The following is a 25,427-nucleotide window of genomic DNA, read 5'->3' on the forward strand; positions in this document are numbered from 1 at the left end:
CCCCGGCTTGTTTCCCCGGCTTGTTTCTCCGGCGAGGCCCGTCTTCGCGCGCATGGGCCGCAGGCGCGCCGCGATGTCCCGCTTCACCCTTCGGGGCAGGCAGACCCTGTCTCGATCCACGCTTTCGTCAGCTGGCCAAAGATTTCCTGCGTGCCGGGGGCAGGCTCGCGACCCTTGCCCGGATCCCAGCCCCAGCCGACCAGCCCGTCGGTGGCATTGTGCTCGTGCAGGTCTTCCATACTGCGCCCGCCGTTGCGCTCAGGGTCTTTGAGTTGCGCGCAAATCTCTGCGGCGCTCTTGCCGACCCAGCCCATCTCGACCGGCGCGAGTTGCCACGGTGAATGGCCGGGGATCGATCCTTCGCCGGTGGTGAAGGCAAAATTCTCCTCGCCGTGGCAGGTGTTGCAGCGCATACCGGGCGCGCCGAAATCCGCGTCTCCTCGGACCACCGGCGGCACATGCGGGTGCATGTCCAACCCCTGCCGCGGGCTGTCGCCGACCGGGTGACAGTTGAGGCAGCGCGGGTGCTCGATCACCGCCATCATCTCGGTGAAGAGCGCGACCGAGCGCTCGGCCTCATCTTCGATGCCGTCGAATTCATCCACGGTGCGCAGCCCTTTCACCGTCTCGGCAAGGGTGGGCAGGGCAAAGAGGGCGGGTGCGGCGCCGAGCAGCGCCGCCATCAGGATCGTCTTGCGCATGGCTCAGGCCTCCATGGTCTTGAGGAAGGGCAGGTCGGTGACCGCTTTGCCGGTCAGCGCGCGCCAAGCGTTGGCGACGGCGGGTCCGATGGGCGGCACCCCCGGCTCGCCGACGCCGGTGGGGTCGGCGTCCGAGGCAATGATCTCGACCATCACCTCGGGCATCTCGTGGATGCGCAGCATGCGGTAGCTGTCGAAGTTGGCCTGCTGTACCGCGCCGCCCTCGCCGAGTGTGATCTCATCGAACAGCACGGTGCCAAGACCGTAGCCGATGCCGCCCTCCATCTGTGCGCGGATCACGTTGGGATTCACCGCGACGCCGCAGTCGACAGCGCACCAGACGCGGTGCACGCGCGGGTGCCCGCCCGCGTCCGAAACCTCGGCAATCTGCGCCACATAGGTCTGGAAGCTTTCGTGCACGGCGACGCCATAGGCCTTGTCGCCCTTGACCTTGTTGCCGTCCCAGCCTGCCATCTCGGCGACTTTCTCGAGCACGCCGCGATCCCGGCCCGCATCCTCGCGGAGGAGATCGAGCCGACCCTGCACCGGGTCCTTGCCCTGAGCTTCGAGCACCATGTCGAGAAACACCTCGGTGGCATAGCCAGTATGGGTGTGCCCGACCGAGCGCCACCAGAGCACCGTGACCGGGCTTTCCTGCTGGGCCCAGCCGACGCGCAGGTTGCCGAGGTCATAGGGCATCTTGGTCGAGCCTTCGTAGGATGTGGGGTCCATCCCATCCTGCATCATCTGCGCCATCGGCCCGCCCGCCATGATCGACTGGTTGACTACCACGTCTTCCCAGCCGGTGAGCTTGCCGTCGGCGTCGAGACCGGCGCGCATCTTGTGAACGGTGAGCGGGCGGTAGTAGCCGCCGTGCAGATCGTCCTCGCGGGTCCAGACCAGTTTGAAAGCGCCGGGACCGCCCGCCGCCTTGGCGACCTCGGCCAACTCGCCCGCAAAATGCGCGGTGTCCTGCGCGCGGCGGCCAAAGCTGCCCCCGGCGAACATCACGTTGAGGTGCAGGGCCTCGGGCTGCAGCCCAAGCGTCTGCACGATCGTCGGCTTGTCGAGCGCAGGAAATTGCGAGCCCATCCAGACCTCGGCCCCGTCCTCGCGCACTTCGATGACTCCGTCGAGCGGCTCCATCGGGGCATGGGCGAGATAGGGGAAGCGGAACTCGGCTTCGATCACCTGCGCCGCGCCCTCGATGGCTGACGCGCCATCACCCAGCATTTCCGCGTCCTTGCCACCCTCCGAGGCGGCCTTCGAGAAGGCCTCGAAGATCTCGGCGGAAGAGCGCGTCTCGGCCCCGCTCTCGTTCCAGTCGATGCTCAGCGCCTCGCGGCCCTTCAGCGCGGCATGGGTCGAACGGGCATAGACCGCGACGCCCTGCGGGATCTGCCGCACGGCCTCGACGCCCGGCACCTCGAGCGCGGCGCTGTCGTCAAAGGAGCCGACGGTGGCGCCAAGTTTGGGCGGATGCGCCACCACGACGGTCTGCATCCCCTCGCGGTAGACATCCATGGTGAAGGTCGCGGTGCCGGTGGACTTGGCTTTGGTGTCGAGCTTGGGCAGGTCGGTGCCGATCAGCGCGAACTGATCCGGCGATTTCACCGGGGGATCCTCCGGCGGGGTCATCCCGGCGGCTTTCTCGGCCAGCGCGCCGAAGCCCGAGGACTTTCCCGAGCTATGGCTGATCTGGCCCTTGGCGACGGTGATCTCACCCTCCGGCACGCCCCATTCCTCGGCGGCGGCGGCTATCAGCATCGCGCGGGCGGCGGCCCCGGCCTTGCGCATCTGCATGTAGGAATTGGCCATGGCGGTCGATCCGCCCGTGCCCTGCATGCCAAAGGCGAGGTTCTTGTAGAGTTCGTTGTTGGCGGGCGCGTTCTCGGCGCGCATCTGGCTCCAGTCGGCGTCCATCTCTTCGGCCACCAGTGTGGCGAGGCCGGTGAACGGGCCTTGGCCGAACTCGATGTGCTTGATGATCACGGTGATCGTGTCGTCAGGAGCGACGCGGACAAAGGCGTTGGGGGCGAAGGTGGCGTCCCCCGTCGCGCCGGATTTCAGCGCGGCGGCAGCGCCGGACTGGGCGCGGGCGGCCAGCGGCAGCGTCATGCCGATCACCAGCCCCGCCGATGAGGCAAGGAAGCTGCGGCGGGACAGGGCGGGTTTTGCGGCGGCGGGTTTTGCGGCGGCGGGTTTTGCGGGGGCTGGTTTTGCGAAGGCCAGTCTTTCGAAGGTCTGTGTCATCGTCTCAGCTCTCCAGCTTGCCGGCGGCGTCGTGGATCGCCTTGCGGATGCGGACATAGGTGGCGCAGCGGCAGATGTTGCCCGCCATGGCGTTGTCGATGTCCTCGTCGCTGGGCTTGGGCACTTCGCGCAGCAGCGCGGTGGCGCTCATCACCTGTCCCGATTGGCACCAGCCGCATTGCGGCACGTCGAGCCCCTCCCATGCGGCTTGCACCGCCTCGGCTTCGGGTCCATCGATGCCCTCGATCGTGGTGACCGAGGCGCCGTCGACCATAGAGACCGGCGTCACGCAGGCACGGCGGGTCATGCCATTCATCATCACGGTGCAGGCGCCGCATTGGGCGATGCCGCAGCCGAATTTGGTGCCCGTCATCTGCAACTCGTCGCGCAGCACCCAGAGGAGCGGCGTCTCCTCGGGCACATCGACGGACACATCTTTTCCGTTGAGTTCGAACGAAACCATGGCTCTCCTCCCTGGCTGCGCATGCGTAGCTTGGCGCTTGGTTTGTGGAGGGGAGGTAGCGCTGACGGGTGTCGCGTCCACGCCCGAAGGCCGGGATTGCAGCGATGTCTGATGCGTGGGGCAGGGGCCCTTATGAAGGCCCCTGCCGAAAGTTTCGTGCTCGCCGTGGCTTAGGCCGCGCCGGTCAGTTCGCTCAGATCCACCGCGCGGCCCTCGGTCATCGAGCGCTGCGCCGCGAGGCCCATCAGCACCGCCCATTTGCCATCCTGCAGGGAGACCTCGGGGGCGCTGCGCTCGCCGCGCACCAACTCAAGGAACCCGCGATGCTGGTAAAAGGTCGAACCGTTGTGGTCCCCGGCTTCGAGGATCGTCGGATCGACGGGGATCTCGCGCACCTCGGGCCCTTTGGGCTCGCGCGGCGAGACGATGACCTGCGGCACCGGCGCCGCGCCAAGATGCGCGGGCCAGAAGCGCCCCGGCCCCGGCACCAGCGCCTCGATCTTGCCCTTGGGGCCGACCGCCGAGATCTCTTCCTGATAGCGCGAGCCCTCGGCGAACATGCACAGCTCCAGCATGGCGCGCACGCCGCTCTCGAATTCGACCATCACATAGCCATGGTCGAAAATGTCGGGGGTTTCGCCGGCGTAGGTCTCTTCAAGATGGTTCGCCGCCTGACCGCCCATCGCCATCACCCGCACCGGATCGGACTTCAGCGTCAGCCGCATGAGATCGAAGAAGTGGCAGCACTTCTCGACGAAGGTGCCGCCGGTGTAGCGGTTGAAGCGGTTCCAGTCGCCGACCTTCTCGAGGAAGGGGAAGCGGTGCTCGCGGATGGTCAGCATTTTCACGCCGCCGGTCGCCGCCTCGGCCTCTTCCAGCAGCTTGGCGACGGGCGGCATGTAGCGGTATTCCATCGCCACCCAGACCGGCGCGGGGTAGCTTTCGGCAAAGGCGTCGATAGCGGCGGCATGCTCGGGGTCAGTGAACAGCGGCTTTTCCACCAGCACGGGCAGCGGGCGTTTGCCTGCGATCTGCTGCAACTGCTCCACATGGCGGAAGTTGGGGCTGGCGATCAGCAGGCAGTCGATCTCGGCCGCGTCCAGCAGCGCCTCGATGCTGTCCACGAACTGCGCGTTCGGGGCGAACTGCCGCGCATGGGCGCGCATCTCGGCATCGGGCTCGAAGATCGCGCCGACGGCGGTGTTCTCGAGCAGCGCGATATTGCGCAGATGCTCTTGCCCCATCATGCCGCAGCCGATGATGCCGTAGGTGATGGTCCGTGTCTCGCTGCGCGCGAGGGTCTGGGTCGTCATAGGGAATTCCTCCTCCCTTCAGATGAGGCGCTGGACGTAGAGCGCCTTTTGGGTGTCGTACCAAGTGCGTGAGAACTCGACCGCCTCGCTGCCCTGCGCCCAAGACAGGCGCTCGATATAGGCGGTGGTGGTGCCGGGCTTTAGCGGAAACGCCTCAGGCGCCCAGTCCGGCACCTGCCCGATGCCCACGCGGTCTTCGGCGCGGGTGATCCAAAGCTGCAGGGCGCGCTTGTAGGTCAGGTAGAGCGAGTCCTGCACCATCTCGCGCGGCACCTGACCCGCGCCGCCGTCGAGCCAAATCTCCTCGACCGCGATGACGACATCGTCGAGGTAGCGCAGGCGGCGAAAGCGGGTGCCGTGGTCCGAGGTGCCATAGGCGGGCTGCCGCGGATCCTTCGGAACATAGTCGGCCGCGAGGATGTCGGCGGTGGGCAGCCCGCCGCCGCCTTCGGCGAGTTCGAGCCGGAACATCGAGTAAACCGATTCGACCTCGCCACCAGCGCGGACGTAGTTGCCAGAGCCCTGACGGCGCTCGAGCAGCCCCTTTTTCTCGAGCTCCAGCAACGCCTTGCGCAAGGTGCGCACGGTGGTGCCATGGGCTTTGGCGAACTCACGCTCGGGCGGCAGTTTCTGCCCGTCGACCAGCCGACCGGCAGCAATATCGCGGATCACCAGCTCGCTGATCTGCATGTAAATCGGCAGCGCATCGGGCCTGTGAGACGAATTCCTGTTTTTTTCCTGCATGTTTCCGCCTCCCCCTGCGGATGCTGCGAATGAAAAAATTGATACACCATTGATCTACATCAAAGACGCGGGTAGTGAAAGGGAAAGTTCGGAGGTTTTCAGGGAGGAAAACATGACGGTCGTACCCGTTACATCCGCCGATCTCGACGCGGTCGAGGTGGCCTGGTTCTCGGCGCTCTGCTCGGATGACTACCAGTTCCTCGGCGTGCCAGACGGCGATCTGCGCTCGTCGTGGGACCATTGCTCGGACATCGTGAAGACCGCCGAGGCGCAGGGCTTTGGCAATATCCTGTGCCCCTCGTCCTATCAGGTCGGGCAGGACACGCTGAGCTTCGTCGCGGGCTGCGCACCGATCACCGAGAGCATCAACCTGCTGGCCGCCGTGCGCTGCGGCGAGATGCAGCCGATCATGCTGGCGCGCACCATCGCGACGCTCGATCACATGCTGCAGGGGCGGCTGACGGTGAACATCATCTCGTCCGACTTCCCCGGCGAGAAGGCCGAAAGCCAGTTCCGCTACCAGCGCTCGCGCGAGGTGGTCGAGATCCTCAAGCAGGCGTGGAACCGCGACGAGATCAACTACGAGGGCGAGGTCTATAATTTCACTGGCCTCACCACCGATCCCGCCAAGCCCTATCAGAAGGGCGGGCCGATGCTCTACTTCGGCGGCTACTCCCCTGCCGCGCTCGACCTCTGCGGCCAGCATTGCGACGTCTACCTGATGTGGCCAGAAAAGACCGAGGACATCGCCGCCCGGATGAAGGCCGCCAATGCCGCCGCCGAGCAGTATGGCCGCACGCTGGACTACGGCTTCCGCAGCCATGTCATCGTGCGCGACACCGAGGCGGAGGCCAAGGAATATGCCCGCTACATCGCCAGCAAGCTCGATGACGAGCTGGGGCAGGCGATCCGCGAGCGGGCGCTGGACTCGGGCAGTCTCGGCGTCAGCCATCAGGCGCGCAACCGCGAGCTGGCCGACCTTGAGGGCTATATCGAGCCCAACCTCTGGACCGGTGTGGGGCGCGCGCGTTCGGGGTGTGGCGCGGCCATCGTCGGCTCGACCGATCAGGTGCTGAGCAAGCTCGAGGAACTGCAGAAGATGGGCATCCGTGCCTTCGTGCTCTCGGGCTATCCGCACATCGAAGAGGCCGAGCATTTCGGGTCGCGCGTGCTGCCGCAACTCAATACATGCCAGCTCAACCAGGCCTGGGGCCGGGTTCCGCAAACCCTTCCGAAGACGCCGCTTGGCGCAGGAGACCGCCGCTGATGGATACTCTGAGCGATTTCACCCCCCAAAGTGCAGACATGGACCGCGTGACCATGGCCGAGGGGCTCAGCTTCTCGCGGCTGGTCTACGGCATGTGGCGCATCGGCGATGACGCCGACACCTCTGCAGGCAATGTCCGCGCCAAGATCGATGCCTGCCTTGCGCAGGGGATCACTACGCTCGATCAGGCAGACATCTACGGCGCTTACACCGCCGAGGCGGTGCTGGGGCAGGCGTTTAAGGCCGACCCCGCGCTGCGCCAGAAGGTCGAGCTGGTCACCAAATGCGACATCGTCGCGCCCTGCGGCAAATACGCGGATGTGGCCTGCAAGCATTACGACACCTCCAAGGCGCACATCGAAGCGTCGGTCGAGAGCTCGCTGCGCGATCTCGGCACCGATTACATCGACCTGCTGCTGATCCACCGTCCCGATCCGCTGATGGACCACGAAGAGACCGGCGCGGCGCTCGACGGTCTGGTCAAGGCAGGCAAGATCCGCGCCGCGGGCGTGTCGAACTTCCGCCCCTGGGACGTCGAGCTGCTGCAAAGCGCGATGGACACCAAGCTGGCCACCAATCAGGTCGAGATCTCGCTGGCGCGTGTCGAGCCCTTCACCGATGGCGATCTGGCGTTCCACCAGCGCCGCAAGGATCCGGTGATGGCATGGTCGCCGCTGGGTGGCGGCAGCCTGATGACCGGTGACAGCCCGCTGACCCGCTGCATGGATGCGATGGCTGCCGAGTTCGGCGTCGACCGCGCCGCCATCGCCGTGGCCTTCCTGCTGCGTCACCCGGCGACCATCCTGCCGGTGCTGGGCACCAACTCGCTGGAGCGCATCGCCAAGATCTCGGACGCCCGCAAGGTCGCGCTGAGCCGGGTGCAATGGTTCCAGCTCTACGAGGCGGCACTGGGCCGCGAGGTGGCGTGATGCAGATCGCGCAGCCCCACAGCTTTGTGCCCGACCCGGGCAACGGGCGGGCGCTGCGCGATGCCTTCGGGCTCTTTGCCACGGGGGTGACCATCGTCACCACCTGCGGGCCCGACGGCTGCGCCGCGATCACCGCCAACAGCTTTTCGTCGGTCTCGATGGAGCCGCCGCTGGTGCTCTGGTCGCCCGCGCGCAGTTCCAGCCGCTACGGGCTCTTTGCCGGGGCCGAGCATTACGCGATCCACGTGCTTGCCGCCGATCAGCAGGATCTGGCGTGGCGTGTGGCGAAGGATGGCGCGGCGCTGAAGGGCGTGGATCTGGGCTGCAATGCCAATGGCGTGCCGGTGCTGCAGCATTGCCTCGCGCGGTTCGACTGCCGCCGGCACGCGGTGCACGCGGCGGGGGATCACGCGATCGTCGTGGGCGAGGTTCTGCACGCCGCCATGCAACAGGGCGATCCGCTGGCCTTCTTCGGCGGGCGGGTCGCGCGGGTCGACATCAACTGACGGCAGGCCGCCGCCTTGGAGGAGGGCGCGGCATGACGGGGAGGAGAGAATGACGTTACTCGACGGGCTGATCCGGCCGCTGTCATGGATCAACGACCGCCTGCTGAAGGTCGGTCGCGGCATCGGCGTCGTGGCCATCGCGGTCATGGTGGCGGTGACCCTCGTGCAGGTGTTCTGCCGCTATGTGCTGGGCAATGCGCTGCCGTGGCCGGACGAGGCCGCGCGCTTTTGCATGCTGTGGATGACCGGGCTGATGGCCCCGACCGCCTTTCGCCGGGGCGGCTTTGTCGCCATCGACATCCTGCCCTCGCTGCTGCCGCGCCGCGCGGCCAGCCTGCTCAACCTTGTGCTGCTGGCGATCAGCCTGATGGTGCTCGTCTTCGCGCTGCAGATCGGCTGGAAAGAGGTCACGGGCCTTGGCGGGCGCTTTGCTTCGGCGTCGCTCTACATTCCCACTGCGCTCGATTTCAGCGAATGGCACCGGGTGCCGCGCAGTTGGATGATGGCCTCGATCCTCGTCGGCATGGGGCTGCTGGTGCTGGTCAATATCGAGCTGATCCTGCGCAACCTTGCCGAGCTTTGCTCGGTCCGCGATCTGCCCACGATCCCGCAGGCCAACACGCAAGGGGCCGAATGACATGCTGATCTGGTTCCTTCCGCTCTTCCTTGTGTTCCTGATGATCGGCCTGCCGGTGTTCTTTGGCCTGCTCGCCGCGCCCGGCATCCTGCTGTTCCTCAACGGGCAGGAGCGCGATCTGACGCTGCTCTACCGCAACCTCTACAACGGCATGGACAGCTTCCCGCTGATGGCGATCCCCTTCTTCATGCTGGCGGGAGAGATCATGAATCGCGGCGGCATCACGCACCGCCTCGTGGAGTTCAGCCAAGCCTTCATGGGGCATCTGCGCGGCGGTCTGGCGCATGTGAACGTGATGTCCTCTATGCTCTTTGCCGGGCTCTCGGGCTCGGCGGTGGCCGACACTTCGGCGCTTGGCTCGATGCTGATCCCGGCGATGGAGAAACAGGGCTACACCCGCCGTTTCGCCGCCGCGATCACCGCGGCGAGCTCGGTCATCGGGCCGATCATCCCGCCCTCGGGGATCATGATCATCTACGCCTATGTCATGGGCGAGAGCGTCGCGGCGCTGTTCCTTGCGGGGTTGGTGCCGGGGGTGCTGGTGGGCATCGGGCTGATGCTGCTGATCAAGGTGATGGCCAACCGTTACGACTTCCCCGTGGCGTCCCGCAAATACAGCTGGGGCGAACGGGGAGAGGCGAGCCTCAAGGCGTTCTTCCCGCTGTTGACCCCGGTGATCATCTTGGGCGGCATCCTTGCGGGCGTCTTCACCCCGACCGAGGCGGCGGCGGTGGCGGTGTTCTACGCGCTCTTCATCAGCCTTTTCGTACTGAAGACCCTGCGCTTTGCCGAACTGCCCGACGTGCTGGGCCGCGCCGGTCTGACCTCGGCGGTGGTGCTTTTGCTGGTGGGCGCCGCCATGTCGTTCAAGACGGTGGTCTCGCTGTCGCACGCGCCGCAGCAGATGGCCGATTTCATCCTGTCGCTGACCGAGAACCCGCTGCTGCTGCTGTTCCTGATCAACCTGCTGCTGTTCGCGGTGGGCATGTTCCTCGACGCAGGCCCGGCGATCATCATCTTGGGGCCGATCCTTGGCCCGGTGTTCACCGGCATGGGCGTCGACTCGGTGCATTTCGCGATCATCATGTGCGTGAACCTGACGGTGGGGCTGGCGACGCCGCCCATGGGGCTGGTGCTCTTCGTCGCTTCCGCCGTCTCGGGCGAGCGGGTGACGACCATCGCCCGCGCCATCCTGCCATTCCTCGCGGTCGAGATCGCGGTGATCTTTCTGATCACCTATTTCCCCGCGATTTCCATGACGATCCCGCGACTGACCGGGTTCGCGAACTAAGAAAAATCCAGAGCTATCAGGGAGGATAACATGCTCGGGAAGACCAAAACGCTGGCGGCGACGCTGCTGATGACGGCGGCGCTCGCTGTCCCGGCACTGGCGCAGGACTACACGATCCGCGCCGTCGCCAACTCCAACGAGAACGACGAGGACTACGACGGCCTGCAGGTCTTCAAATCCTACGTCGAGAGCGCCTCGAACGGAGCCATCGCTGTCGAGATCTACATGGGCACGCAGCTTTGCTCGAACGGTGCGGAATGTCTGCAGGGCGTGGCCGACGGCTCGATCGACGTCTATATCTCGACCTCCGGCGGCGCGGCGGGGCTGTTCCCCTATGTGCAGGTTCTGGACCTGCCTTACGTGATGCAGGATGACCGCGTGGCCGAGCGGGTGCTGTCGGGGGAGTTCACCCGCACCATGCGCTCGATGGCGCTGGAAGATTCTGGCGGGATGATCCGCCTGATGACCATCGGCAACACCGGCGGCTGGCGCAACTTCGCCAACACCAAGCAGCGAGTGCAGACGCCGGCGGACCTCAAGGGCATGAAGATCCGCACCGTGGTCGCCGATCTGCCGCAGGAACTGGTGCGCGCGCTTGGGGCTGCCCCGACGCCGATCCCGTGGCCCGAGCTGTTCACCTCGCTGCAAACCGGCGTGGTCGAGGGCACGAAGAACGGCATCACCGACATCATGTCGATGAAGTTCCCCGAGGCCGGACTGCAATACGTCACCCTCGACGGTCACGCCTATATGGGCGCGCTGTGGTGGATGTCGAACGAGACCTTCCTCGCGCTGCCCGAAGACATGCGCCGGGTGGTGGTCGACGGCTTCTACCAGCTGCAGCAGGCGACTTTCGCCTCGCCCAAGCGCAAGTCGATCCCGGCCTATCAGGAATTTGTCGAGGGGGGCGGCGATCTCTACGTGCCGACGCCCGAAGAAAAGCAGGCCTTCGCCGACGCTGCGCAGCCGGTCTATGAGTGGTTCACCGCCAACGTCGAGGGCGGCGAGGAGATCTTCACCGCCATGCAGGATGCGGTGCAGGCCGCGACCGAAGAGCTTGACGCCGAGCGCGCCAGCGACATTCAATAACCCCTTGTGGGCGCGCCTCTTTAGGGGTGCGCCCGCCCCGGCGCGGGTCTTCGGGCCCGGCCCAATACGATTTCAAAAGACACCGAGGACAGGACATGAGCGCCCTTACCGCCACCCTTTCGGACCCCCGCCGTATCGTCGCCCGCGCCAAGATCCTCGCCCCGGGGACGGCGCTGGCGATCGTTCTGGCGATGGCGGCGCAGTTCCTGTCGAACCACTACGGCGCGCCGGTGATGCTGATGGCGATCCTGCTGGGCATTCCTTTCCATTTCCTTTCGGAACACGAGAACACCGGCCCCGGCATCACCTTTGCCGCCAAAGGGCTGCTGCGCGTCGGCGTGGCGCTGCTTGGCCTGCGGGTCTCGCTCGACATGGTGCGGCAGATCGGCTGGGGCTTCGTGCTGATCATCGCGCTTTGCATCGCGGCGGTGATCCTTGGCTCGATCCTTGTCTCGCGCCTCGTGGGCAAGGACCGGGCCTTTGGCTTCCTGACCGGCGGGTCCGTGGCGATCTGCGGTGCCTCGGCGGCCATGGCGATCTCGTCGATCCTGCCGCAGCGCGACACCGCCGAGCGGGATCTGTCGTTCACCGTGATCTCGGTCACCGCCTTTTCGACGCTGGCGATGATCGTCTATCCGATCTTTGCCGAGGCATTGGGGCTCAACCAGCATCTGACGGGCCTGTTCCTTGGCGGCACCATCCACGACGTGGCGCAGGTTGTCGGCGCGGGCTACTCGGTCTCGGACGAAACCGGCGACATCGCCACGGTGGTCAAGCTGATCCGGGTGACCATGCTCGCCCCGGTGGTGCTGATCGGCGCGCTCGCCATGCGCCGCCACGCGCCCACTGCGGCGGCCCGCCCGCCGCTGCTGCCTGGCTTCGTCGCGGCCTTCCTCGTGCTGGCCGCGCTCAATTCCTTCCATCTCGTGCCCGAGGTGGTGATCGAGCCCGCCTCGACCTTGTCCCGCGCGCTGCTGGTCACCGCGGTCGCCGCCGTGGGCATGAAGACCTCGCTGGCCAAGCTCGCCGACGTTGGCGGCACGGCCATTGCGATGCTGGCGGTGCAGACGGCCGTTCTGGCCGCGCTGGTGCTGATCCCGCTGTTGACCGGGCAGGTCTGACGCAGGTCTGACGCAGGTCTGACGCTGGCCGCGCAAGGGGGAGGGCCGCGCGCCCGTCCTCACCTGCCACCGCCCCAGAACAGGGGCAGTGGGTGCCTAAGGAACGTGCAGTTGGGTGTCGCGCGGCGGACCTTCTCGACCTAAAGTTGACAGGTCTTCTTGAACGCGCCAAGCTTTGGACGTTGCTACGCGTTTCCAGAATTTCCATAAATTACAATATTGTTAGTGCCAGTATTATAATTGCACAGCCATTATTGTTTGGATTTGCCATGGATGACTCGAGAACCTTCGAGGCCATTGCCGACCTCGCGCGCTCTGATCTCATGCTTGTTGTCGATCTCGATGGCACGCTGATTAAATCCGATATGCTGTATGAAACGCTTTGGGCCTCACTCTCCGGCAATGCCAAATCCGTAATTCCGGCCATTCTGGCATTGCGAGACGGCAAAGCGCCCATGAAGCGCCTGCTCGCTTCGGGCGGGCCAGTGGATATCGAAACACTGCCGTTCAATCAGACGGTTGTCGAATATATTCAGAACTGGCGGAAATGCGGCGGGCGCACGGCCTTGGTCTCGGCCTCTGACGAGGTGCTGGTAAAGCGGGTGGCGGATCATCTGGGGATTTTCGACGAAGCCCATGGCACGAAGGGTGATGAGAACCTGAAGGGCGCGGCGAAAGCGGCGCGGCTTGACGCGCTCTATGGCAAAGGCGGCTATGTCTATGTTGGCGATTCAAGGGCCGATCTCGCGGTCTGGCGTGATGCTGCGCGCGCGGTCACCGTTGGCCTGCCGGATGCACTGCGGACCGAGGTGGAGCAAGAAAGTGACGACGTTCTGCATCTGAGCGAGCGGCCCTCCTACTTTGCGCCGCTCCTCAAGGCCATGCGCCCACATCAATGGCTGAAGAACCTTCTGGTCTTCCTGCCGCTTATGGCGGCGCATGATCTTTCGCCCGGCACCATTTTCCCGGCGATGCTTGCCTTCGTTTCCTTCTGCCTGATCGCCTCGTCGGTCTACCTGCTGAATGATCTGCTGGATCTTTCCGCCGATCGCGCGCACCCGCGCAAGCGCAAACGTCCCTTCGCCAGCGGGGCGCTGCCCTTGGCGTGGGGCACGGTGGTGGTGCCGGGGCTGCTGCTGGCCGGAGCGGTGATCGCCTTGAGCATCAGCTGGGAATTCACCGGCGTCATGATGTGCTATTTCGCGGTCACCACGCTTTATTCCTTCTGGCTCAAGCGCCGGCTTGTCGTGGATATCTGCGCGCTGGCGGGGCTGTATACGCTGCGCATCATTGCCGGTGGCGTGGCGACGCAGATCGAACTGTCGGTCTGGTTGCTGGCGTTCTCTATGTTCTTCTTCTTCTCGCTCGCGGCGATGAAACGGCAGGCTGAGCTTGTGTCCAAGAGCGGCGGCAAATCCACACGTATCGCAGGCCGCGACTATCGCACGACCGACATGCCGTTGGTGGCCAATATGGCGGTGTCCTCGGGCTATGTCTCGGTCATGGTGATGGCGCTCTATCTCAACAGCCCGGCGGTGCGCGAGCTTTACTCCTATCCCGGCGCGCTATGGGGCATCTGCCTCGTGCTTCTGTTCTGGATCAGCCGGATGGTGATGATCACCCACCGCGGCTGGATGCACGACGATCCGGTGGTGTTTGCCGCGCGCGACCGCATTTCGCTGGTCTGTTTTGCGCTGATCTTCGCCTTTGCCGTGGGCGGGATCGTGCTGTGAGCCGCCTGTCGCTGATAGGTCTCTACGCGCTTTTCGCGGTGCTGGCGACGTTGCTCAACCTCGGCATACAGCGGCTAATTCTTGCGATTGAGCAGAGCACCATAGGGTTTGCGCTGGCGATCGTCGCAGGGACGGGCGCGGGGCTGGTGCTGAAGTATCTTCTCGACAAGCGCTGGATCTTCCGCGACCCGACCAGGGGCGCGCGCGAGAATGGACGCAAATTTTCGCGCTATACCGTCATGGGTCTTGTGACGACGGGCATCTTCTGGACCACCGAGACCGCCTTCTGGCTGGTCTGGCAGACGGACGGCATGCGCGAGCTTGGAGCGGTGCTTGGGCTGACGCTGGGCTACGCGGTCAAATACTGGCTGGATCGCCGTTTCGTCTTCACCGACGCGGCGCCGGCGCGGGCGGTCTGATGCATCCCGAACCGCTGACTGGCTGGGGCAGGTTCCCGCCGCGCTTTGCCCGTGTGGCGACCCCGCGAGACGAGGCGGAACTGCGGGCTTCGGTCGCCGGTGGTGGCAGGATCGCCCGCGGGAATGGCCGGTCCTATGGTGACAGTTCGGTGGGCAGCGCGCTTACCCTTGCGATGCGCCGGATGAACCGAATGCTCGCCTTCGACACGGAAAGCGGGCAGTTGGTGGCCGAGGCGGGCGTGCTGCTCGGCGACGTGATCGACGCCTTTCTGCCGCGCGGCTGGTTCCCCTATGTGACGCCCGGCACGAAATTCGTCACTCTGGGCGGGGTCATCGCGGCGGACGCCCACGGCAAGAACCATCACCGCGACGGCAGCTTCGGGGCCTTTGTCGATTGGATCGACCTCTTGCGCGAAGATGGGCGCGTGGTCAGGCTCAGCCGCGACGACAATACCGAGCTTTTCGACTGGACGCTTGGCGGGATGGGATTGACGGGCGTGATCCTTCGGGCGGCGATCCGGCTGCGCCCGGTCGAGACCGGCTGGATCCGCCAGCGCACCCTTGTTGCGCCGAATCTGGATGCGGCGCTGAGCAGCTTTGAAGCCGAACAGGACGCGACCTATTCCGTGGCGTGGATCGACTGTCTTGCCAATGGGCCATCGCTTGGCCGCTCGCTGCTGATGCTGGGCGAACATGCGGGGCTTGATGAGTTGCCGGAGCCGTTTGGACAGGCCCCCCTGAAGGTGCCATCGCGCAAGAAGCGACGAGTTCCCTTTGATGCGCCTTCCGCTGCGCTCAACCGGTATTCGGTCAAGCTGTTCAACGCGCTTTACTGGCGCAAGGGCGTGCGCGGGGCTGGGGCGCAATTGGTGGATTGGGACAGCTATTTCTACCCGCTCGATGCGGTGCTTGGCTGGAACCGCATCTACGGACGCAAGGGCTTCATGCAGTTCCAATGCGTGCTGCCGCTGGAAAGCTCTCGCGCGGGGCTGACGGCGCTGCTGACGGAAACGGCGCGGGCGGGGCAGGGATCCTTTCTGGCGGTTCTGAAACGGCTCGGCGCGGCGCGCGGCGGCATATCTTTCCCGATGCCGGGCTACACTCTTGCGCTCGATTTTCCGGTGAACCGGCGCACGCTTGCGCTGCTCGACCGGCTGGACGAGATCGCGCTTGCGCATGGCGGGCGGTTCTACTTGGCAAAGGATGCGCGGATGACGGCACAGACACTGCACCACGCCGATCCGCGCGCCGCGCGTCTGCGCGAGATGCGGCGGGATGCGGGGATCGACCGGGCCTTTGCCTCGGCGCAGTCGGAAAGGCTCTTGCTATGAACGACGCGGTGAAAAGGCGGGTCATGGTGCTGGGCGCGCGATCAGAGATCGGGCTGGCCATCGCCCGGGCTTTCGCAGCGCAGGGCCATCCCATCAGCCTTGCGGCGCGCCGGGCGGCAGAGCTTGAAGCGGAGCGCGCCGATATCGCCCTGCGTCACAATGTGGATGTCGAACTGCTGGAGTTCGACGTGCTGGAGACCGAGGCGCTCGGGCCGTTCGTGAAGGACGCGCCCGGCCTGCCGAGCGTCGTCGTCTCGGTGATCGGCGCGATGGGGGATCAGCGCGACAGCGAGACCGACGTTGCCGCCGCTGCGCAGGTGTTCCGCACGAATTTCGAGGGCCCGGCGCAGGTGCTTAGCCTTTATGCCGAGCGGATGATCTCCGAGGGTGCGGGCGGCACCTTGGTGGGGGTCAGCTCCGTGGCGGGCGACCGGGGCCGCGGCTCGAACTATGTCTACGGCTCTGCAAAGGCGGGTTTCACCGCCTTCCTGTCGGGCCTGCGCAACCGGCTTGCCGGGCAGGGGGTGCATGTGGTGACCGTGAAGCCGGGCTTTGTGGATACGCAGATGACCCGCGGCATGGACCTGCCAAAAGCCCTGACCGCAGCCCCCGAGGAGGTCGGCGCCGCCGTGCAGCGGGCGGTCGAAAAACAGCGCAATGTGATCTATGTTCGTCCAGTGTGGTGGCTGGTCATGCGCATCATCTGCGCGTTGCCCGAAGGCATTTTCAAGCGAACCAAACTGTGAGCGGTGGAGCGCAAGGGATGGCGGCACTATCGGAGAGCAGGCAAGGCGGCGACGGCGCGGCGCGGGCGACCATCGTGATCGCCGCTTTCAACGCCGAAGCCACGCTCGAGCGCGCCTTCATGTCGGCCATCGAGCAGAGCGTTCCGGTCGAGACCATCGTGGTCGACGATGCCTCGCTGGACGGGACGGCCACGCTCGCCGACAGGCTCTCCCGGGGCGTGCCGGGCGCGCGCGTCCTTCGCCAACCGCAGAATGCCGGGCCAGCCGCCGCGCGCAACCGGGCCATCGACGCCAGCAGCGCGCCGTGGATCGCTGTTCTGGATGCAGATGACCATATGGCCCCGGATCGGATCGCCCGGCTGCTGGACGAGGCCGAGCGCGAGGGGATCGATCTGCTCGCCGACGATCTTTACCGGGTGCGCGAAGACCGGCTGCACGCCACGGAGGATCGCCTGTGGTCGCGGCAGGATTTCGGTCATATCGACGTGTCTCTGGCAGAGTTCGTCACCGCGAACCTGCATGGGGCCCGTGGGCAGCGCGGCGAGATGGGGTTCATCAAGCCGCTGATGCGGCGTCAGTTTCTGCAGGAACATGGGCTCCGCTATGATGAAGGCATGAGGCTCGGCGAGGATTACTTCCTCTATGCGCAGGCCCTCGCCGCCGGGGCGCGGCTTCGGCTCGTCGACCCCAAGGGGTACTTCGCGGTGCAGCGCAGCGGCTCACTGAGCGCAGCCCATCGCACCGAGGATCTGGGCGCGCTTCTGGCGGCGGATCAGGCGCTGCTTCAGCACCCAAAGATTGCGCGCGCCGCGCGTCTCGCTTTGCGGCGCCATTCCATGCAGACGCGGAAGGAATGGGCATGGCGGCGGCTGATCGATGCGGTCAAAGCGCGCGACCTTCCGGCCATGGCCGCCATGTGGCGCGAACCCCCGGCGGTCTTCGCATCGCTTGCGGGCAAGCTTGGTGAGCAGGCGTGGTTGCGCGGGTGTCACCGGCTGGGTTTCGGGGCAGGACCGCGGCGACAGGGGTGACGGGGCGGTCGCTGAAAGGCCGGTCGCTCACCAATCATAGGCGGCGGCAGGGATCTGCGAGCGTTCCTGCAAACTGGGCCCAACCGCACGCGCCTTGCCTGATGCGCTCTGCAGCCGAAGACCAGTGCGACGCAGCAGTCCCAACAGCCGCAGGGTTTCCCGGAGATCGCGCTCGGAGGCCGCGCGGCGAATGCTCCACAGCAGGCCGCGCCCCAGCCCCCCGGCCAGATCGCGCCCGGCGACGGAGCCGCGCCGCAGCAGGCTGAGGCGTGCCAGAGCCTCTGGCGGAGGTGTCACGCCATGTTTTCCCGAGACCGCGCGGCGGCAGATGTTCAGCTCGGTTTCGGCAAGTGGCGTATCGGGCGCGGCCTTTACGCCCGCCTCGAAATCCGACATCGCCTCGTCCCACAAGCCATGGCGCGCATAGGCCGCGCCACGTTGCAGGCAGGCTGCGCGCGAAACCGTTTCTGGGTTGCCGTCATACATGGCCCGCAGCAGGGACAGCGGCACATGCGTGCGCAGGCCAAGAAAGACCTCGGCGTCCTGCTTTGCCCAGACATCCTCTACATGGCTTGCCGCATGACGCTGCGCCGCCGGGCCGCGCAGGCCATCGTGCTTGCGTTGCAGAAACACCTGCTTGTCGACCATATGCACGGGAAACCGCGTCGCGAGACGGACGATCATGTCATAGTCGATCGAGCGGTGAAGGTCTTCGCGGAACGGCCCGACGCGATCATAGCAACTGCGGCGCACCAGCATCGCGTTTTGGAACAGAAAGATGTCTTCGAGCAGGTGCCGCAGCGGCGGCCCGGCGGAGAGATCGGGCCAATAACCCGGCCCCGTCTGCTGGCGCCCGTCGCGGCCATCGCTGAACCGGGTGTAGCTGCCCCCGACAATGCCGATGCTGGCCTCCGCGTCGAGCACGCCGGCAAGGGTCTCTGCCGCATCCTCGACCAGCACGTCGTCATCGTCGCAAATCCAAATGTAATCGCCCGTTGCATGCTGCATGGCGCGGTTGAGGGCGGCCGACTTGCCCGCGTTCTTGGCGCCAAAATACTCGACCCGCGGGTCCGCGACCTGCGCAACCGCGTCTGCGGTGCCATCCTCCGATCCGTCGTCCCAGATGATGATCTGATCCACTGGCCGGGTCTGAGCCAAGATCGATGCGATCGCTTCGAGCAAAAAGGCCCGACGATTGAACGTTGGAATTATTACGGAAATTGTCGACAAATATGACCTGCTGAAAATGAATGTCTCTCATGGATTATCTGTCTCGGCGCAGATTCTGTCCAACGCAATCTCTGCGGAATCTTGACAGGTCTTTGTCGTGCGGATGCGGATTAAAATGGCAGCCAGAGCGGGCCGTAATCTCACGCTGCCAGAAAATGTTGCCGGGTTTGGGCTGATCGCATATCATCTCTTCTATTGATTTATTTTAGCGCCCGGCATTCTGCGCACTATTTTTGCGAGGCTTTTTCGGCTGTGAACCAGATTTCCATGCATGAAGACGAAGCCGCGAATCTGGCCTTACATGAGCCACGGAGGCCTAGGGGCCCCGACTTCATCATCGGCGGTGCACCGAAGTGCGGGACCACATCGCTGCACTTCATCCTCGACCAGCACCCCGATGTGGCGCTTCCAACCGACGAGGTGCATTTCTTCGACGCTGATGATCCGGTGTCTCACCCGGATTTTCTGCGGGTGGAGGACGGCGCGCTGAAGTGGTGGGATCCGGGGGCCGCTGCTGAGGACAGCCAGCGCTGGTACGCGGAGCGGTTCAGGGGGTTTGGCGAGATCGGGCTGATCGGCGAGGATTCGACGACCTATCTGATGTCGGAGGTTGCCGCCAAGCGCATCGCCCAGCAGCTGCCCGAGGCCAAGGTGATCTTTATGCTGCGCCACCCTGTGCGGCGGGCCTATTCGCAATATTGGCATCTGGTGAAGACCTCGCGCGCCGTCGAGAGCTTTGAGCAGGCGCTGGTCCGCTATCCCCAGATCATGCTCGGCTCGAGCTACGCCGCCGGACTGAAGCGGTTCATCGATGCGCTGGGTCGGGACCGTGTCCATATCTGCCTGTTCGAGGACTTCCGGAACGATATTCAGGGCTGCGTCGATGCGGTGACAGGGTTTCTGGGGCTGGAGCCGATGCAGATCGACCCCGAGCGGGTTTGGTTCAACCGCACGAAATATCCCTCGGCACCGCGCTTCCACCGGCTGGCTAACCACGTCGGGCGCAAGCTGGTGCGGGGGCGGTACAATCGCCACATGGGCGGGGAGGCCGGGATTGGCCGACGGGTCGAGAACAAGCTGCACTATTGGTGGTTCGCCTATGTGAACCCCCGCTTCATGAATGTCGACCGCCCGCCCGAGATGCGCGAAGGCACCCGGCAGTATCTCGAACAGCACCTGTCTGCGCGCAATGCGGGCCTTTCGCAGCTGCTGGAGCGGGATCTCGACGCGCTTTGGCCGGGCATGAGGTGCTGAGATGGGATCCATTCTACCCCTGTCGGTGTCCGCGCATCTGGCGCAGGCCAAGGCATCCCGCTGCGGCGGCACGCAAGCTCCGCTCAACACACAGAATGTGCACCAATTCTGGAGGTTACGCCCTTGAACCGTCGTCCGGGAGTTTTCGATTTCATGATTGAGGAACCGCTCGATACCGCGCCCCGTTCGGGCGGGATCAAATTTTCGGACGCGGTCATGTTCCTGTGGCGTCGCTGGAAACTGATTGCGTTGATATTTCTGGGCGTTGTCGTGCTCAACCTGCTTATGCTGCTGCAGACTGCACCGCGCTACACGGCGACCTCAGAGATGACCTTGATCGATCCGCGGCAGCAAAGCTCGCCGATTGCGGATCTGCTGACCGGTGTGCCGCTCTCCCGGCAGGTGGTGGATCAAGAGATCACCACCATTCGCTCGAAGGCCTTCATGATCGAAGTGGTCAAACGGCTCGGCGTTGACGAGACATCCCCCCTGCTACAGGGCGGCGGCCCTCCGCCATTGCCGGTGCGCATGGTCTCGGGGCTGAAGGGGTTCGTCTCCGGCCTGCTTCAGCGCAGCCCGCCCCCGTCCGAAGAGAGCGTGCTGAGCGGCGGTACAACGCCGGGTGAGGGCGTCGAGAGCGATACCGCCGAAGCGCAGAGCGACGGGGAGGGCGAGGAGGCGGACGACAATGTCACGCTCTCGGTTCTGGCCGCCGATTTGCACAAATACGGGCCCGCCGCGGATCTTCTGAGCAGCCGGCTCATGGTCAACCAGCTTGGCAACGGCTATGTGATCGGCGTGTCGGCAGAGGCGGCCACGCCCGAATATGCGGCGCTGATCGCGAATGTGGCGGCAGCGGAATACACGCGGTTCAGCCTGCGCATCCGCAGCGAGGCCATCGAAGAGCAGGTGCAGCTTCTGAGCGGCCGCGTCGAAGAGCTCGGCCAGAATTTGGAAGAGGCCGAAACCGCGGTCGTCGATTTCCAGTCCAGCGCGGCGGGGCTGAGTGCCACCAGCGTGGACCGCACCGAGGGGCGGATGGACGAGCTTGGCCGCAATCTCATGGCTGTGCGCGCGGACATCGCCAACGCGACGGCGCGAGTGGGTAAGCTTCGCGAACTTGTGGAGGCGGAAGGTCCGCTTGGGGCGGCGGAAGTGTTCGACTCCGAAATCCTGCGCGGGCTGCGTGCCCGCCTGTCGGACTATCGCATAGAACGCAGCCGCCTTCAGGAGCAGTTCGGCCCGGACGCCTCACAGGTCGCGGCGCTCAACGCGGTCATCGCGCGGGTCGAACAGGAAGCCGCGCTGGAGACCGATCGCATCGCGGCAGAGCTTGAGACGCAGATCAGCATCGGGGAATCCATCGTGGTCTCGATCGAAGAGAACCTTGCGGCTCTGGATGCCGACGCCAGCGCGCGGTCGCGGAGCATGGTCGAACTGGCGAAGCTGCGCCGCATCGCGGATGCGAACCGCATCGCCTACGAGGAATTTCTGAAGGTCGCAACGGAATCCGCACAGCTCAAGGCCCTGCAGCAGCCGTCGGTCAGATTGCTGTCCTATGCCGAAGTGCCCGGTGCCCCAAGCTCTCCGCGCACGCTGATGCGCACGGCGGCCAGCGGTGTTGCCGGCCTGTTGATCGGGCTTGGCGTCGCGCTCTTCATGGAATTGACCGACAACAGCGTGAAGACGGCGCGGGACATGCGCAAATTGACCGGGCTGCCGGTGATCGGAAGCTTTTCCAAGACCGGAGGCCTTTCGCGGAGAAGCTTTGAGGCGGGGCGCTCTGCCCCTGCCAAGCCACTCTCGCGCAAGGAAAAGGTGCTGGTTCAGGAAGGTCAGAAGGTGGCCCTATTCCTGTCCAGTGTGATCGACGCGGGCAAGGGCACCGTGCTCTTCACCTCGGCGGTGCCGGGCGAGGGGAAATCCGGAGCGGCCATGCTGGTCGCCCATGCTTTGGCGTCCAGCGATCATTCGGTCATCTTGGTCGATGCTGCGCAGAACGCCCCGCAGCAGCGCCCGGCAAAACCGTCTGCGGAGGGCGAAACCGAGACGCCAAGCGGGGTCACGCGAACAACGGCAGGCTATGACTTTCTGTCGCTTGCCGATGCGGCTGACACCGACATCGGACATCTGTCGGAACGCTGGACCGGGCAATTGCTCAAGAAGCTTGAGGAGAGATACGATTGGGTGATCATCGAGACAACTCCCGTCCTCACTTTGGGGAATGTGTCCAGCTTTCAGCGTCATGCCGATGCGGTGGTCGTCGCGACGCAGTGGAATGCGACCGCACGGCAGACCGTCGAGGCCTGTATTCAGGAACTCGTGGATATGCAGGCGCAGCGCATGTTCGTGGTGATGACGCAGGTCGACCGCAACCAGCAGCGCAAATACGAGTACCGGGGCTTCAAGAAAACGGTCACCGCATGACGGGGGGCCGCTATCGCCAGCTGAAAGCGGCGCTGCTTGCCGCCGTAGTGGGAGCGCTGAGCGCCACTGCGGCCGCCGCGGAGGCGTATCTTCTGGGCGCCGAGGACGTGATTGCGTTGCGCGCAGTGGCCTGGGACGAAGAGACGGCAAGCTATGTGCCCATGGACTCGCTGACCGGCAGCTACAAGGTGTCCGCCGAGGGCAGCATCATGGTTCCGATCGTCGGAGAAGTGCGCGCCGCCGGGCAAAGCCTCTCTGACGTGGGCGACGATGTGGCCGAAGCGCTGCAGCAGGCCACGGGCCTGTACCAGCCGCCAAAGGTTGCGCTGGAGATCGCCTCTTACCGACCGTTCTACGCAGCGGGCTTGGTCAGCGGTCCGGGCTCCTACGCGTGGCGCCCCGGTCTTACCGCAAGCAAGGCGCTGGCGATCGCGGGGGGGATGTTGCGCGAGGCCACTGCGGCGGGGCGCGACGCCGGGGTCTACCGGGAAACCAGTTCTTTGCGCGGTGTTCAGGTCGATCTGATGCGGCTGCAGGCGCGGCAGGCGCGGCTGGAGGCAGAGCTGAAGGGGGCTGAGGAGATCACCTTCCCGCAAGGGCTTCATCATCCGGACGGTGTCGAAGCGGTGGCGCGGACCTTGGCTGAAGAGCAGACCATTTTCGAGATCCGCCGCGAGGCCGCAGCGCGTGGCGTTGCGTCAAGCAAAGCGCTCATCGAGCTGTACCAGACCGAGCTGGCGGGGCTGGCCAGCAAGCTGGAAGGCTTCGGCAGGCAGATGCAACTGGCCAAAGAGCAGGCGGAAAACTTGAGGACGCTGTCCGACCGGGGTGCGGTGGTGGTGAGCCGCCTCGTCTCTGCCGAGCGCACGCTTGCCGAACTCAGTTCCGAAGAGCTGGACCTCAACACCGCGGCCTACCGCGCACGCCAGCGCATCGGCGAAACCGAGCGCGACCTGCAACAGGCGCAAGCGACACGGCGGCAGGAGATTGTCACGCAGCTTCAGGAAGCGCGCCGCCAGATCGAACTGGAAACGAAGCGCCAAGAGATGTTCATGAATCTGGTCGCCTTGAGCGGGTTGCCGACAGGCGAGGGTCCGGTGGAGGCGCGCATGCAGGTGCGCCGTGATGGGCCGGAGGGCGTAGAGGTCATCGCTGTTGAACCCGACGATCTGGTGCTGCCGGGCGACGTGCTCGAGGTCTCGATCGACTTCGGTTTCAACAGTCAGTAGCGCGGCGCGGCGCTATGGGGGCCGAGCAATTGCGCCGGGCGCTTATTGCGCCTGCATAAGGTCACTGCACTGAGGCATGCCGCTCTTGCCCGCTGGAACGAATGACACGCATTGGACGAGCGCTTCGGCCTCGACGTCGGCGGCAACCGTGCCGAGCCAATCGGCCTGCCGCGCGCTGCCAGCCCAGAGATCGATGTAAATCTTCATCGGTGGCCGGGGCACCATACTCGCGTCGCTGATCCGGTAGGCTTCGGTCTCGCCGTAAAACCAGGCAATGGATTCCTCAGTCCATTCAATGGCGTAAAGCGCAGGATCCTGAGCCGCATCGTAGCCAAGATCGACCGATGGCGGCTCGGCAAGGGGCTCGCCATCGCGGAAGCGGTTGAGTTCGACCCGTGTCGTGTCCCTGCCCAGAAACTTGATGTCGATTTCCTCGTGGCTGTCGCCGAAATGCGCACCCGTGTAGAGATAGAAGGCCGAGATTACCCCAGCGCCGCTGGCGGGGCGCATGACCACCTCATAGCGCCCATAGCCGTACCATTTCCGCCGCTGAAGTTGTGCGCTGACGAAATCTTTCGCGGTCTTTCCCGCGCTGTGCAACGTTCCGTCGTCAGCCGCCATCTCATCTGCCGAAACGCGGCGGTCTTCGGGGACCGTCTGGAGTGTGATGGACAGGCCCGCTGGCCCTGCATGCGCCGCGTCTTTGCGCCACGACGTGCGGAACCATTTTGCCGGATGGTCGTATTCGGCGAGCCACCATTCTTTCCCCAGACCGCTGAACTGGAACGCGCTGCGGAATGCGCCGCTCTGTTGCTTTTCGCGTTTCTGCGCCTGCGCCGGCTCTGCGATTGCCCCCAGGGCTGCGGCGCACAGGCTGAGCGCGAGCATGGGTTTGCGGAGGCGACGTGCCGAAGTTGGGTCGACCGGTGTCCACATCTCAGAACTCCCATCCATGAAGGTCGATTTCCTTTTGGAAGGCGCGGCTGATCTGGTCCGCCTGCCCGGGCGTGAACACCTCCTTGTAGGACGTTCTGTCTTTTCGGAGGTCTCCCTTGGCGTGCGGCAAGCCGTCAAAGGGCAGGCAAAGCGTCTGGAACAGGTCGGTCAATTCCTCATCAAGGCGGTCGTATCGAAGCACCCGGTCAACCAGAAGTTGCCCCTGTGTGTCGCAGTAGAAGGGCGCGTTGTGGCACAAAATGCCGTTCTGCAGATAGCGGTCCAAGGTCAGATCCGGATCATAGTGCCGGTGCCAACTTGCGTTTTTGAACATGTGATAATGCGAGAGTGTTTTATCCCAAGGATTCCGTTCGACGCAGACCTTCAAATAGTCGCGCCAGACGTGGCGCGGCAGGCGCGCGCGCGCAAAGCGGGCGGGGATATGATTGTAGAGACGGTTTCGGCGCATGAGTTCCGAGACGTTCTTCTTCAGGTCGTTCTTTGACCGGACCTCGCGCCAAGGCGCGAACCATCCGCGCCAGTTGCGCGCCTCATGCGCAGGGATGACCGGATAGATCGGGGTCACGATGTCCGCAGGTCCGCAATGATGCGCGAGGGCCAGTTCTATGCTGGTCCCTGCCGACTTCAACGTCTTGATGAAAATGAATTTATGGCGGTGTGATACGATCATATAGAATGGCTTTTGTGCGAAAAGACATTTTGAAGAGAAGATGGGAGAAGAATAAGGCCAAGCCTATCACCGGGGGGTGCGTCGCG

23 protein-coding genes are annotated in these 25,427 nt (G+C 64.8%); 15 read left to right on the forward strand and 8 right to left on the reverse strand.

Going from position 1 to position 25,427, the window contains the following annotated elements; translation table 11 throughout:
- Window positions 1–83: 83 nt before the first annotated feature.
- From G0A00_RS21330 to G0A00_RS21350, 5 genes are all read right to left on the reverse strand, one after another.
- The gene (locus G0A00_RS21330) at window positions 84–701 is read right to left on the reverse strand and encodes an Isoquinoline 1-oxidoreductase subunit (RefSeq protein ID WP_164182867.1); all 618 of its coding nucleotides are present in this window, start codon (window positions 699–701) and stop codon (window positions 84–86) included.
- 3 nt (window positions 702–704) lie between these two features.
- The gene (locus G0A00_RS21335) at window positions 705–2,819 is read right to left on the reverse strand and encodes a xanthine dehydrogenase family protein molybdopterin-binding subunit (RefSeq protein ID WP_235953142.1); all 2,115 of its coding nucleotides are present in this window, start codon (window positions 2,817–2,819) and stop codon (window positions 705–707) included.
- Between the two features lie 139 nt (window positions 2,820–2,958).
- Window positions 2,959–3,417 carry a (2Fe-2S)-binding protein gene (locus G0A00_RS21340; protein WP_164182863.1) on the reverse strand — a complete coding sequence of 153 codons (459 nt, stop codon included), beginning with the start codon at window positions 3,415–3,417 and terminating at the stop codon, window positions 2,959–2,961.
- Window positions 3,418–3,587: 170 nt separating this feature from the next.
- Window positions 3,588–4,730, reverse strand: a complete 1,143-nt coding sequence (locus tag G0A00_RS21345; protein WP_164182861.1) for a Gfo/Idh/MocA family protein — start codon at window positions 4,728–4,730, stop codon at window positions 3,588–3,590.
- Window positions 4,731–4,748: 18 nt separating this feature from the next.
- On the reverse strand, window positions 4,749–5,474 hold the full coding sequence (locus tag G0A00_RS21350; protein WP_164182858.1) for a GntR family transcriptional regulator: 726 nt from the start codon (window positions 5,472–5,474) through the stop codon (window positions 4,749–4,751).
- A gap of 112 nt (window positions 5,475–5,586) precedes the next feature.
- On the opposite strand from G0A00_RS21350, the gene G0A00_RS21355 reads away from it, so the two are divergent.
- From G0A00_RS21355 to G0A00_RS21410, 12 genes are all read left to right on the forward strand, one after another.
- Complete coding sequence (locus tag G0A00_RS21355; protein ID WP_164182856.1) at window positions 5,587–6,741, forward strand: LLM class flavin-dependent oxidoreductase; 1,155 nt, start codon at window positions 5,587–5,589, stop codon at window positions 6,739–6,741.
- Window positions 6,742–6,779: 38 nt separating this feature from the next.
- Window positions 6,780–7,670, forward strand: a complete 891-nt coding sequence (locus G0A00_RS21360; protein ID WP_164182916.1) for an aldo/keto reductase family oxidoreductase — start codon at window positions 6,780–6,782, stop codon at window positions 7,668–7,670.
- Entirely contained in the window at window positions 7,670–8,176 is a 507-nt protein-coding gene (locus G0A00_RS21365; protein WP_164182854.1) for a flavin reductase family protein, read from the forward strand. The genes G0A00_RS21360 and G0A00_RS21365 overlap by 1 nt, the downstream gene beginning before the upstream one ends.
- A gap of 49 nt (window positions 8,177–8,225) precedes the next feature.
- Window positions 8,226–8,813: a TRAP transporter small permease gene (locus G0A00_RS21370; protein WP_164182853.1), complete on the forward strand. Its 588-nt coding sequence runs from the start codon at window positions 8,226–8,228 to the stop codon at window positions 8,811–8,813.
- Between the two features lies 1 nt (window position 8,814).
- Window positions 8,815–10,104, forward strand: a complete 1,290-nt coding sequence (locus G0A00_RS21375) for a TRAP transporter large permease (protein WP_164182852.1) — start codon at window positions 8,815–8,817, stop codon at window positions 10,102–10,104.
- Between the two features lie 30 nt (window positions 10,105–10,134).
- Complete coding sequence (gene dctP / locus G0A00_RS21380) at window positions 10,135–11,193, forward strand: TRAP transporter substrate-binding protein DctP (protein WP_164182851.1); 1,059 nt, start codon at window positions 10,135–10,137, stop codon at window positions 11,191–11,193.
- A 95-nt stretch (window positions 11,194–11,288) separates the two neighbouring features.
- On the forward strand, window positions 11,289–12,314 hold the full coding sequence (locus G0A00_RS21385) for a YeiH family protein (protein ID WP_164182850.1): 1,026 nt from the start codon (window positions 11,289–11,291) through the stop codon (window positions 12,312–12,314).
- Between the two features lie 269 nt (window positions 12,315–12,583).
- On the forward strand, window positions 12,584–14,047 hold the full coding sequence (locus G0A00_RS21390) for a UbiA family prenyltransferase (RefSeq protein ID WP_235953133.1): 1,464 nt from the start codon (window positions 12,584–12,586) through the stop codon (window positions 14,045–14,047).
- Window positions 14,044–14,466 carry a GtrA family protein gene (locus G0A00_RS21395; RefSeq protein ID WP_368667735.1) on the forward strand — a complete coding sequence of 141 codons (423 nt, stop codon included), beginning with the start codon at window positions 14,044–14,046 and terminating at the stop codon, window positions 14,464–14,466. Before G0A00_RS21390 ends, G0A00_RS21395 begins: the two co-directional genes overlap by 4 nt.
- Window positions 14,466–15,797, forward strand: coding sequence for an FAD-binding oxidoreductase (locus G0A00_RS21400; protein ID WP_164182849.1), 1,332 nt, complete (start codon window positions 14,466–14,468; stop codon window positions 15,795–15,797). Before G0A00_RS21395 ends, G0A00_RS21400 begins: the two co-directional genes overlap by 1 nt.
- Window positions 15,794–16,543, forward strand: coding sequence for an SDR family oxidoreductase (locus G0A00_RS21405; RefSeq protein WP_164182848.1), 750 nt, complete (start codon window positions 15,794–15,796; stop codon window positions 16,541–16,543). Before G0A00_RS21400 ends, G0A00_RS21405 begins: the two co-directional genes overlap by 4 nt.
- A 17-nt stretch (window positions 16,544–16,560) precedes the next feature.
- The gene (locus tag G0A00_RS21410; RefSeq protein ID WP_164182847.1) at window positions 16,561–17,574 is read left to right on the forward strand and encodes a glycosyltransferase family 2 protein; all 1,014 of its coding nucleotides are present in this window, start codon (window positions 16,561–16,563) and stop codon (window positions 17,572–17,574) included.
- A gap of 27 nt (window positions 17,575–17,601) precedes the next feature.
- Here the strand turns inward: G0A00_RS21410 and G0A00_RS21415 are convergent, their stop codons facing one another.
- Entirely contained in the window at window positions 17,602–18,804 is a 1,203-nt protein-coding gene (locus G0A00_RS21415) for a glycosyltransferase family 2 protein (RefSeq protein ID WP_368667736.1), read from the reverse strand.
- A 267-nt stretch (window positions 18,805–19,071) separates the two neighbouring features.
- Between G0A00_RS21415 and G0A00_RS21420 the strand changes: the two genes are divergently transcribed.
- The 3 genes from G0A00_RS21420 (at window position 19,072) to G0A00_RS21430 (ending at window position 23,714) form a co-directional block, all read left to right on the forward strand.
- A complete protein-coding gene (locus G0A00_RS21420; protein WP_164182844.1) occupies window positions 19,072–20,058 on the forward strand; it encodes a sulfotransferase in 987 nt (328 codons plus the stop codon).
- Between the two features lie 153 nt (window positions 20,059–20,211).
- The gene (locus tag G0A00_RS21425; protein WP_164182842.1) at window positions 20,212–22,485 is read left to right on the forward strand and encodes an exopolysaccharide transport family protein; all 2,274 of its coding nucleotides are present in this window, start codon (window positions 20,212–20,214) and stop codon (window positions 22,483–22,485) included.
- Window positions 22,482–23,714, forward strand: a complete 1,233-nt coding sequence (locus tag G0A00_RS21430; protein ID WP_164182840.1) for a polysaccharide biosynthesis/export family protein — start codon at window positions 22,482–22,484, stop codon at window positions 23,712–23,714. The genes G0A00_RS21425 and G0A00_RS21430 overlap by 4 nt, the downstream gene beginning before the upstream one ends.
- Window positions 23,715–23,756: 42 nt before the next feature.
- On the opposite strand, the gene G0A00_RS21435 is transcribed toward G0A00_RS21430, so the two are convergent.
- Both G0A00_RS21435 and G0A00_RS21440 read right to left on the reverse strand, forming a co-directional pair.
- Window positions 23,757–24,650, reverse strand: a complete 894-nt coding sequence (locus G0A00_RS21435; protein ID WP_164182837.1) for a family 16 glycosylhydrolase — start codon at window positions 24,648–24,650, stop codon at window positions 23,757–23,759.
- Window position 24,651: 1 nt separating this feature from the next.
- Window positions 24,652–25,341 (reverse strand): hypothetical protein, encoded by a 690-nt coding sequence (locus G0A00_RS21440; RefSeq protein WP_164182835.1) that lies wholly within the window; start codon window positions 25,339–25,341, stop codon window positions 24,652–24,654.
- Between the last annotated feature and the right edge of the window lie 86 nt (window positions 25,342–25,427).

This window comes from Salipiger sp. PrR002, assembly GCF_010500775.1.
In the GTDB taxonomy this organism is placed as follows: domain Bacteria; phylum Pseudomonadota; class Alphaproteobacteria; order Rhodobacterales; family Rhodobacteraceae; genus Salipiger.

Bases quoted from the DNA above. Each gene is read 5' to 3' on its own strand.
- G0A00_RS21330 (WP_164182867.1), bottom strand. From the start codon at position 701: ATGCGCAAGACGATCCTGATGGCGGCGCTGCTCGGCGCCGCACCCGCC.
- G0A00_RS21335 (WP_235953142.1), bottom strand. From the start codon at position 2,819: ATGACGCTGCCGCTGGCCGCCCGCGCCCAGTCCGGCGCTGCCGCCGCG.
- G0A00_RS21340 (WP_164182863.1), bottom strand. From the start codon at position 3,417: ATGGTTTCGTTCGAACTCAACGGAAAAGATGTGTCCGTCGATGTGCCC.
- G0A00_RS21345 (WP_164182861.1), bottom strand. From the start codon at position 4,730: ATGACGACCCAGACCCTCGCGCGCAGCGAGACACGGACCATCACCTAC.
- G0A00_RS21350 (WP_164182858.1), bottom strand. From the start codon at position 5,474: ATGCAGGAAAAAAACAGGAATTCGTCTCACAGGCCCGATGCGCTGCCG.
- G0A00_RS21355 (WP_164182856.1), top strand. From the start codon at position 5,587: ATGACGGTCGTACCCGTTACATCCGCCGATCTCGACGCGGTCGAGGTG.
- G0A00_RS21360 (WP_164182916.1), top strand. From the start codon at position 6,780: ATGGACCGCGTGACCATGGCCGAGGGGCTCAGCTTCTCGCGGCTGGTC.
- G0A00_RS21365 (WP_164182854.1), top strand. From the start codon at position 7,670: ATGCAGATCGCGCAGCCCCACAGCTTTGTGCCCGACCCGGGCAACGGG.
- G0A00_RS21370 (WP_164182853.1), top strand. From the start codon at position 8,226: ATGACGTTACTCGACGGGCTGATCCGGCCGCTGTCATGGATCAACGAC.
- G0A00_RS21375 (WP_164182852.1), top strand. From the start codon at position 8,815: ATGCTGATCTGGTTCCTTCCGCTCTTCCTTGTGTTCCTGATGATCGGC.
- dctP (WP_164182851.1), top strand. From the start codon at position 10,135: ATGCTCGGGAAGACCAAAACGCTGGCGGCGACGCTGCTGATGACGGCG.
- G0A00_RS21385 (WP_164182850.1), top strand. From the start codon at position 11,289: ATGAGCGCCCTTACCGCCACCCTTTCGGACCCCCGCCGTATCGTCGCC.
- G0A00_RS21390 (WP_235953133.1), top strand. From the start codon at position 12,584: ATGGATGACTCGAGAACCTTCGAGGCCATTGCCGACCTCGCGCGCTCT.
- G0A00_RS21400 (WP_164182849.1), top strand. From the start codon at position 14,466: ATGCATCCCGAACCGCTGACTGGCTGGGGCAGGTTCCCGCCGCGCTTT.
- G0A00_RS21405 (WP_164182848.1), top strand. From the start codon at position 15,794: ATGAACGACGCGGTGAAAAGGCGGGTCATGGTGCTGGGCGCGCGATCA.
- G0A00_RS21410 (WP_164182847.1), top strand. From the start codon at position 16,561: ATGGCGGCACTATCGGAGAGCAGGCAAGGCGGCGACGGCGCGGCGCGG.
- G0A00_RS21420 (WP_164182844.1), top strand. From the start codon at position 19,072: ATGCATGAAGACGAAGCCGCGAATCTGGCCTTACATGAGCCACGGAGG.
- G0A00_RS21425 (WP_164182842.1), top strand. From the start codon at position 20,212: ATGATTGAGGAACCGCTCGATACCGCGCCCCGTTCGGGCGGGATCAAA.
- G0A00_RS21430 (WP_164182840.1), top strand. From the start codon at position 22,482: ATGACGGGGGGCCGCTATCGCCAGCTGAAAGCGGCGCTGCTTGCCGCC.
- G0A00_RS21435 (WP_164182837.1), bottom strand. From the start codon at position 24,650: ATGTGGACACCGGTCGACCCAACTTCGGCACGTCGCCTCCGCAAACCC.
- G0A00_RS21440 (WP_164182835.1), bottom strand. From the start codon at position 25,341: ATGATCGTATCACACCGCCATAAATTCATTTTCATCAAGACGTTGAAG.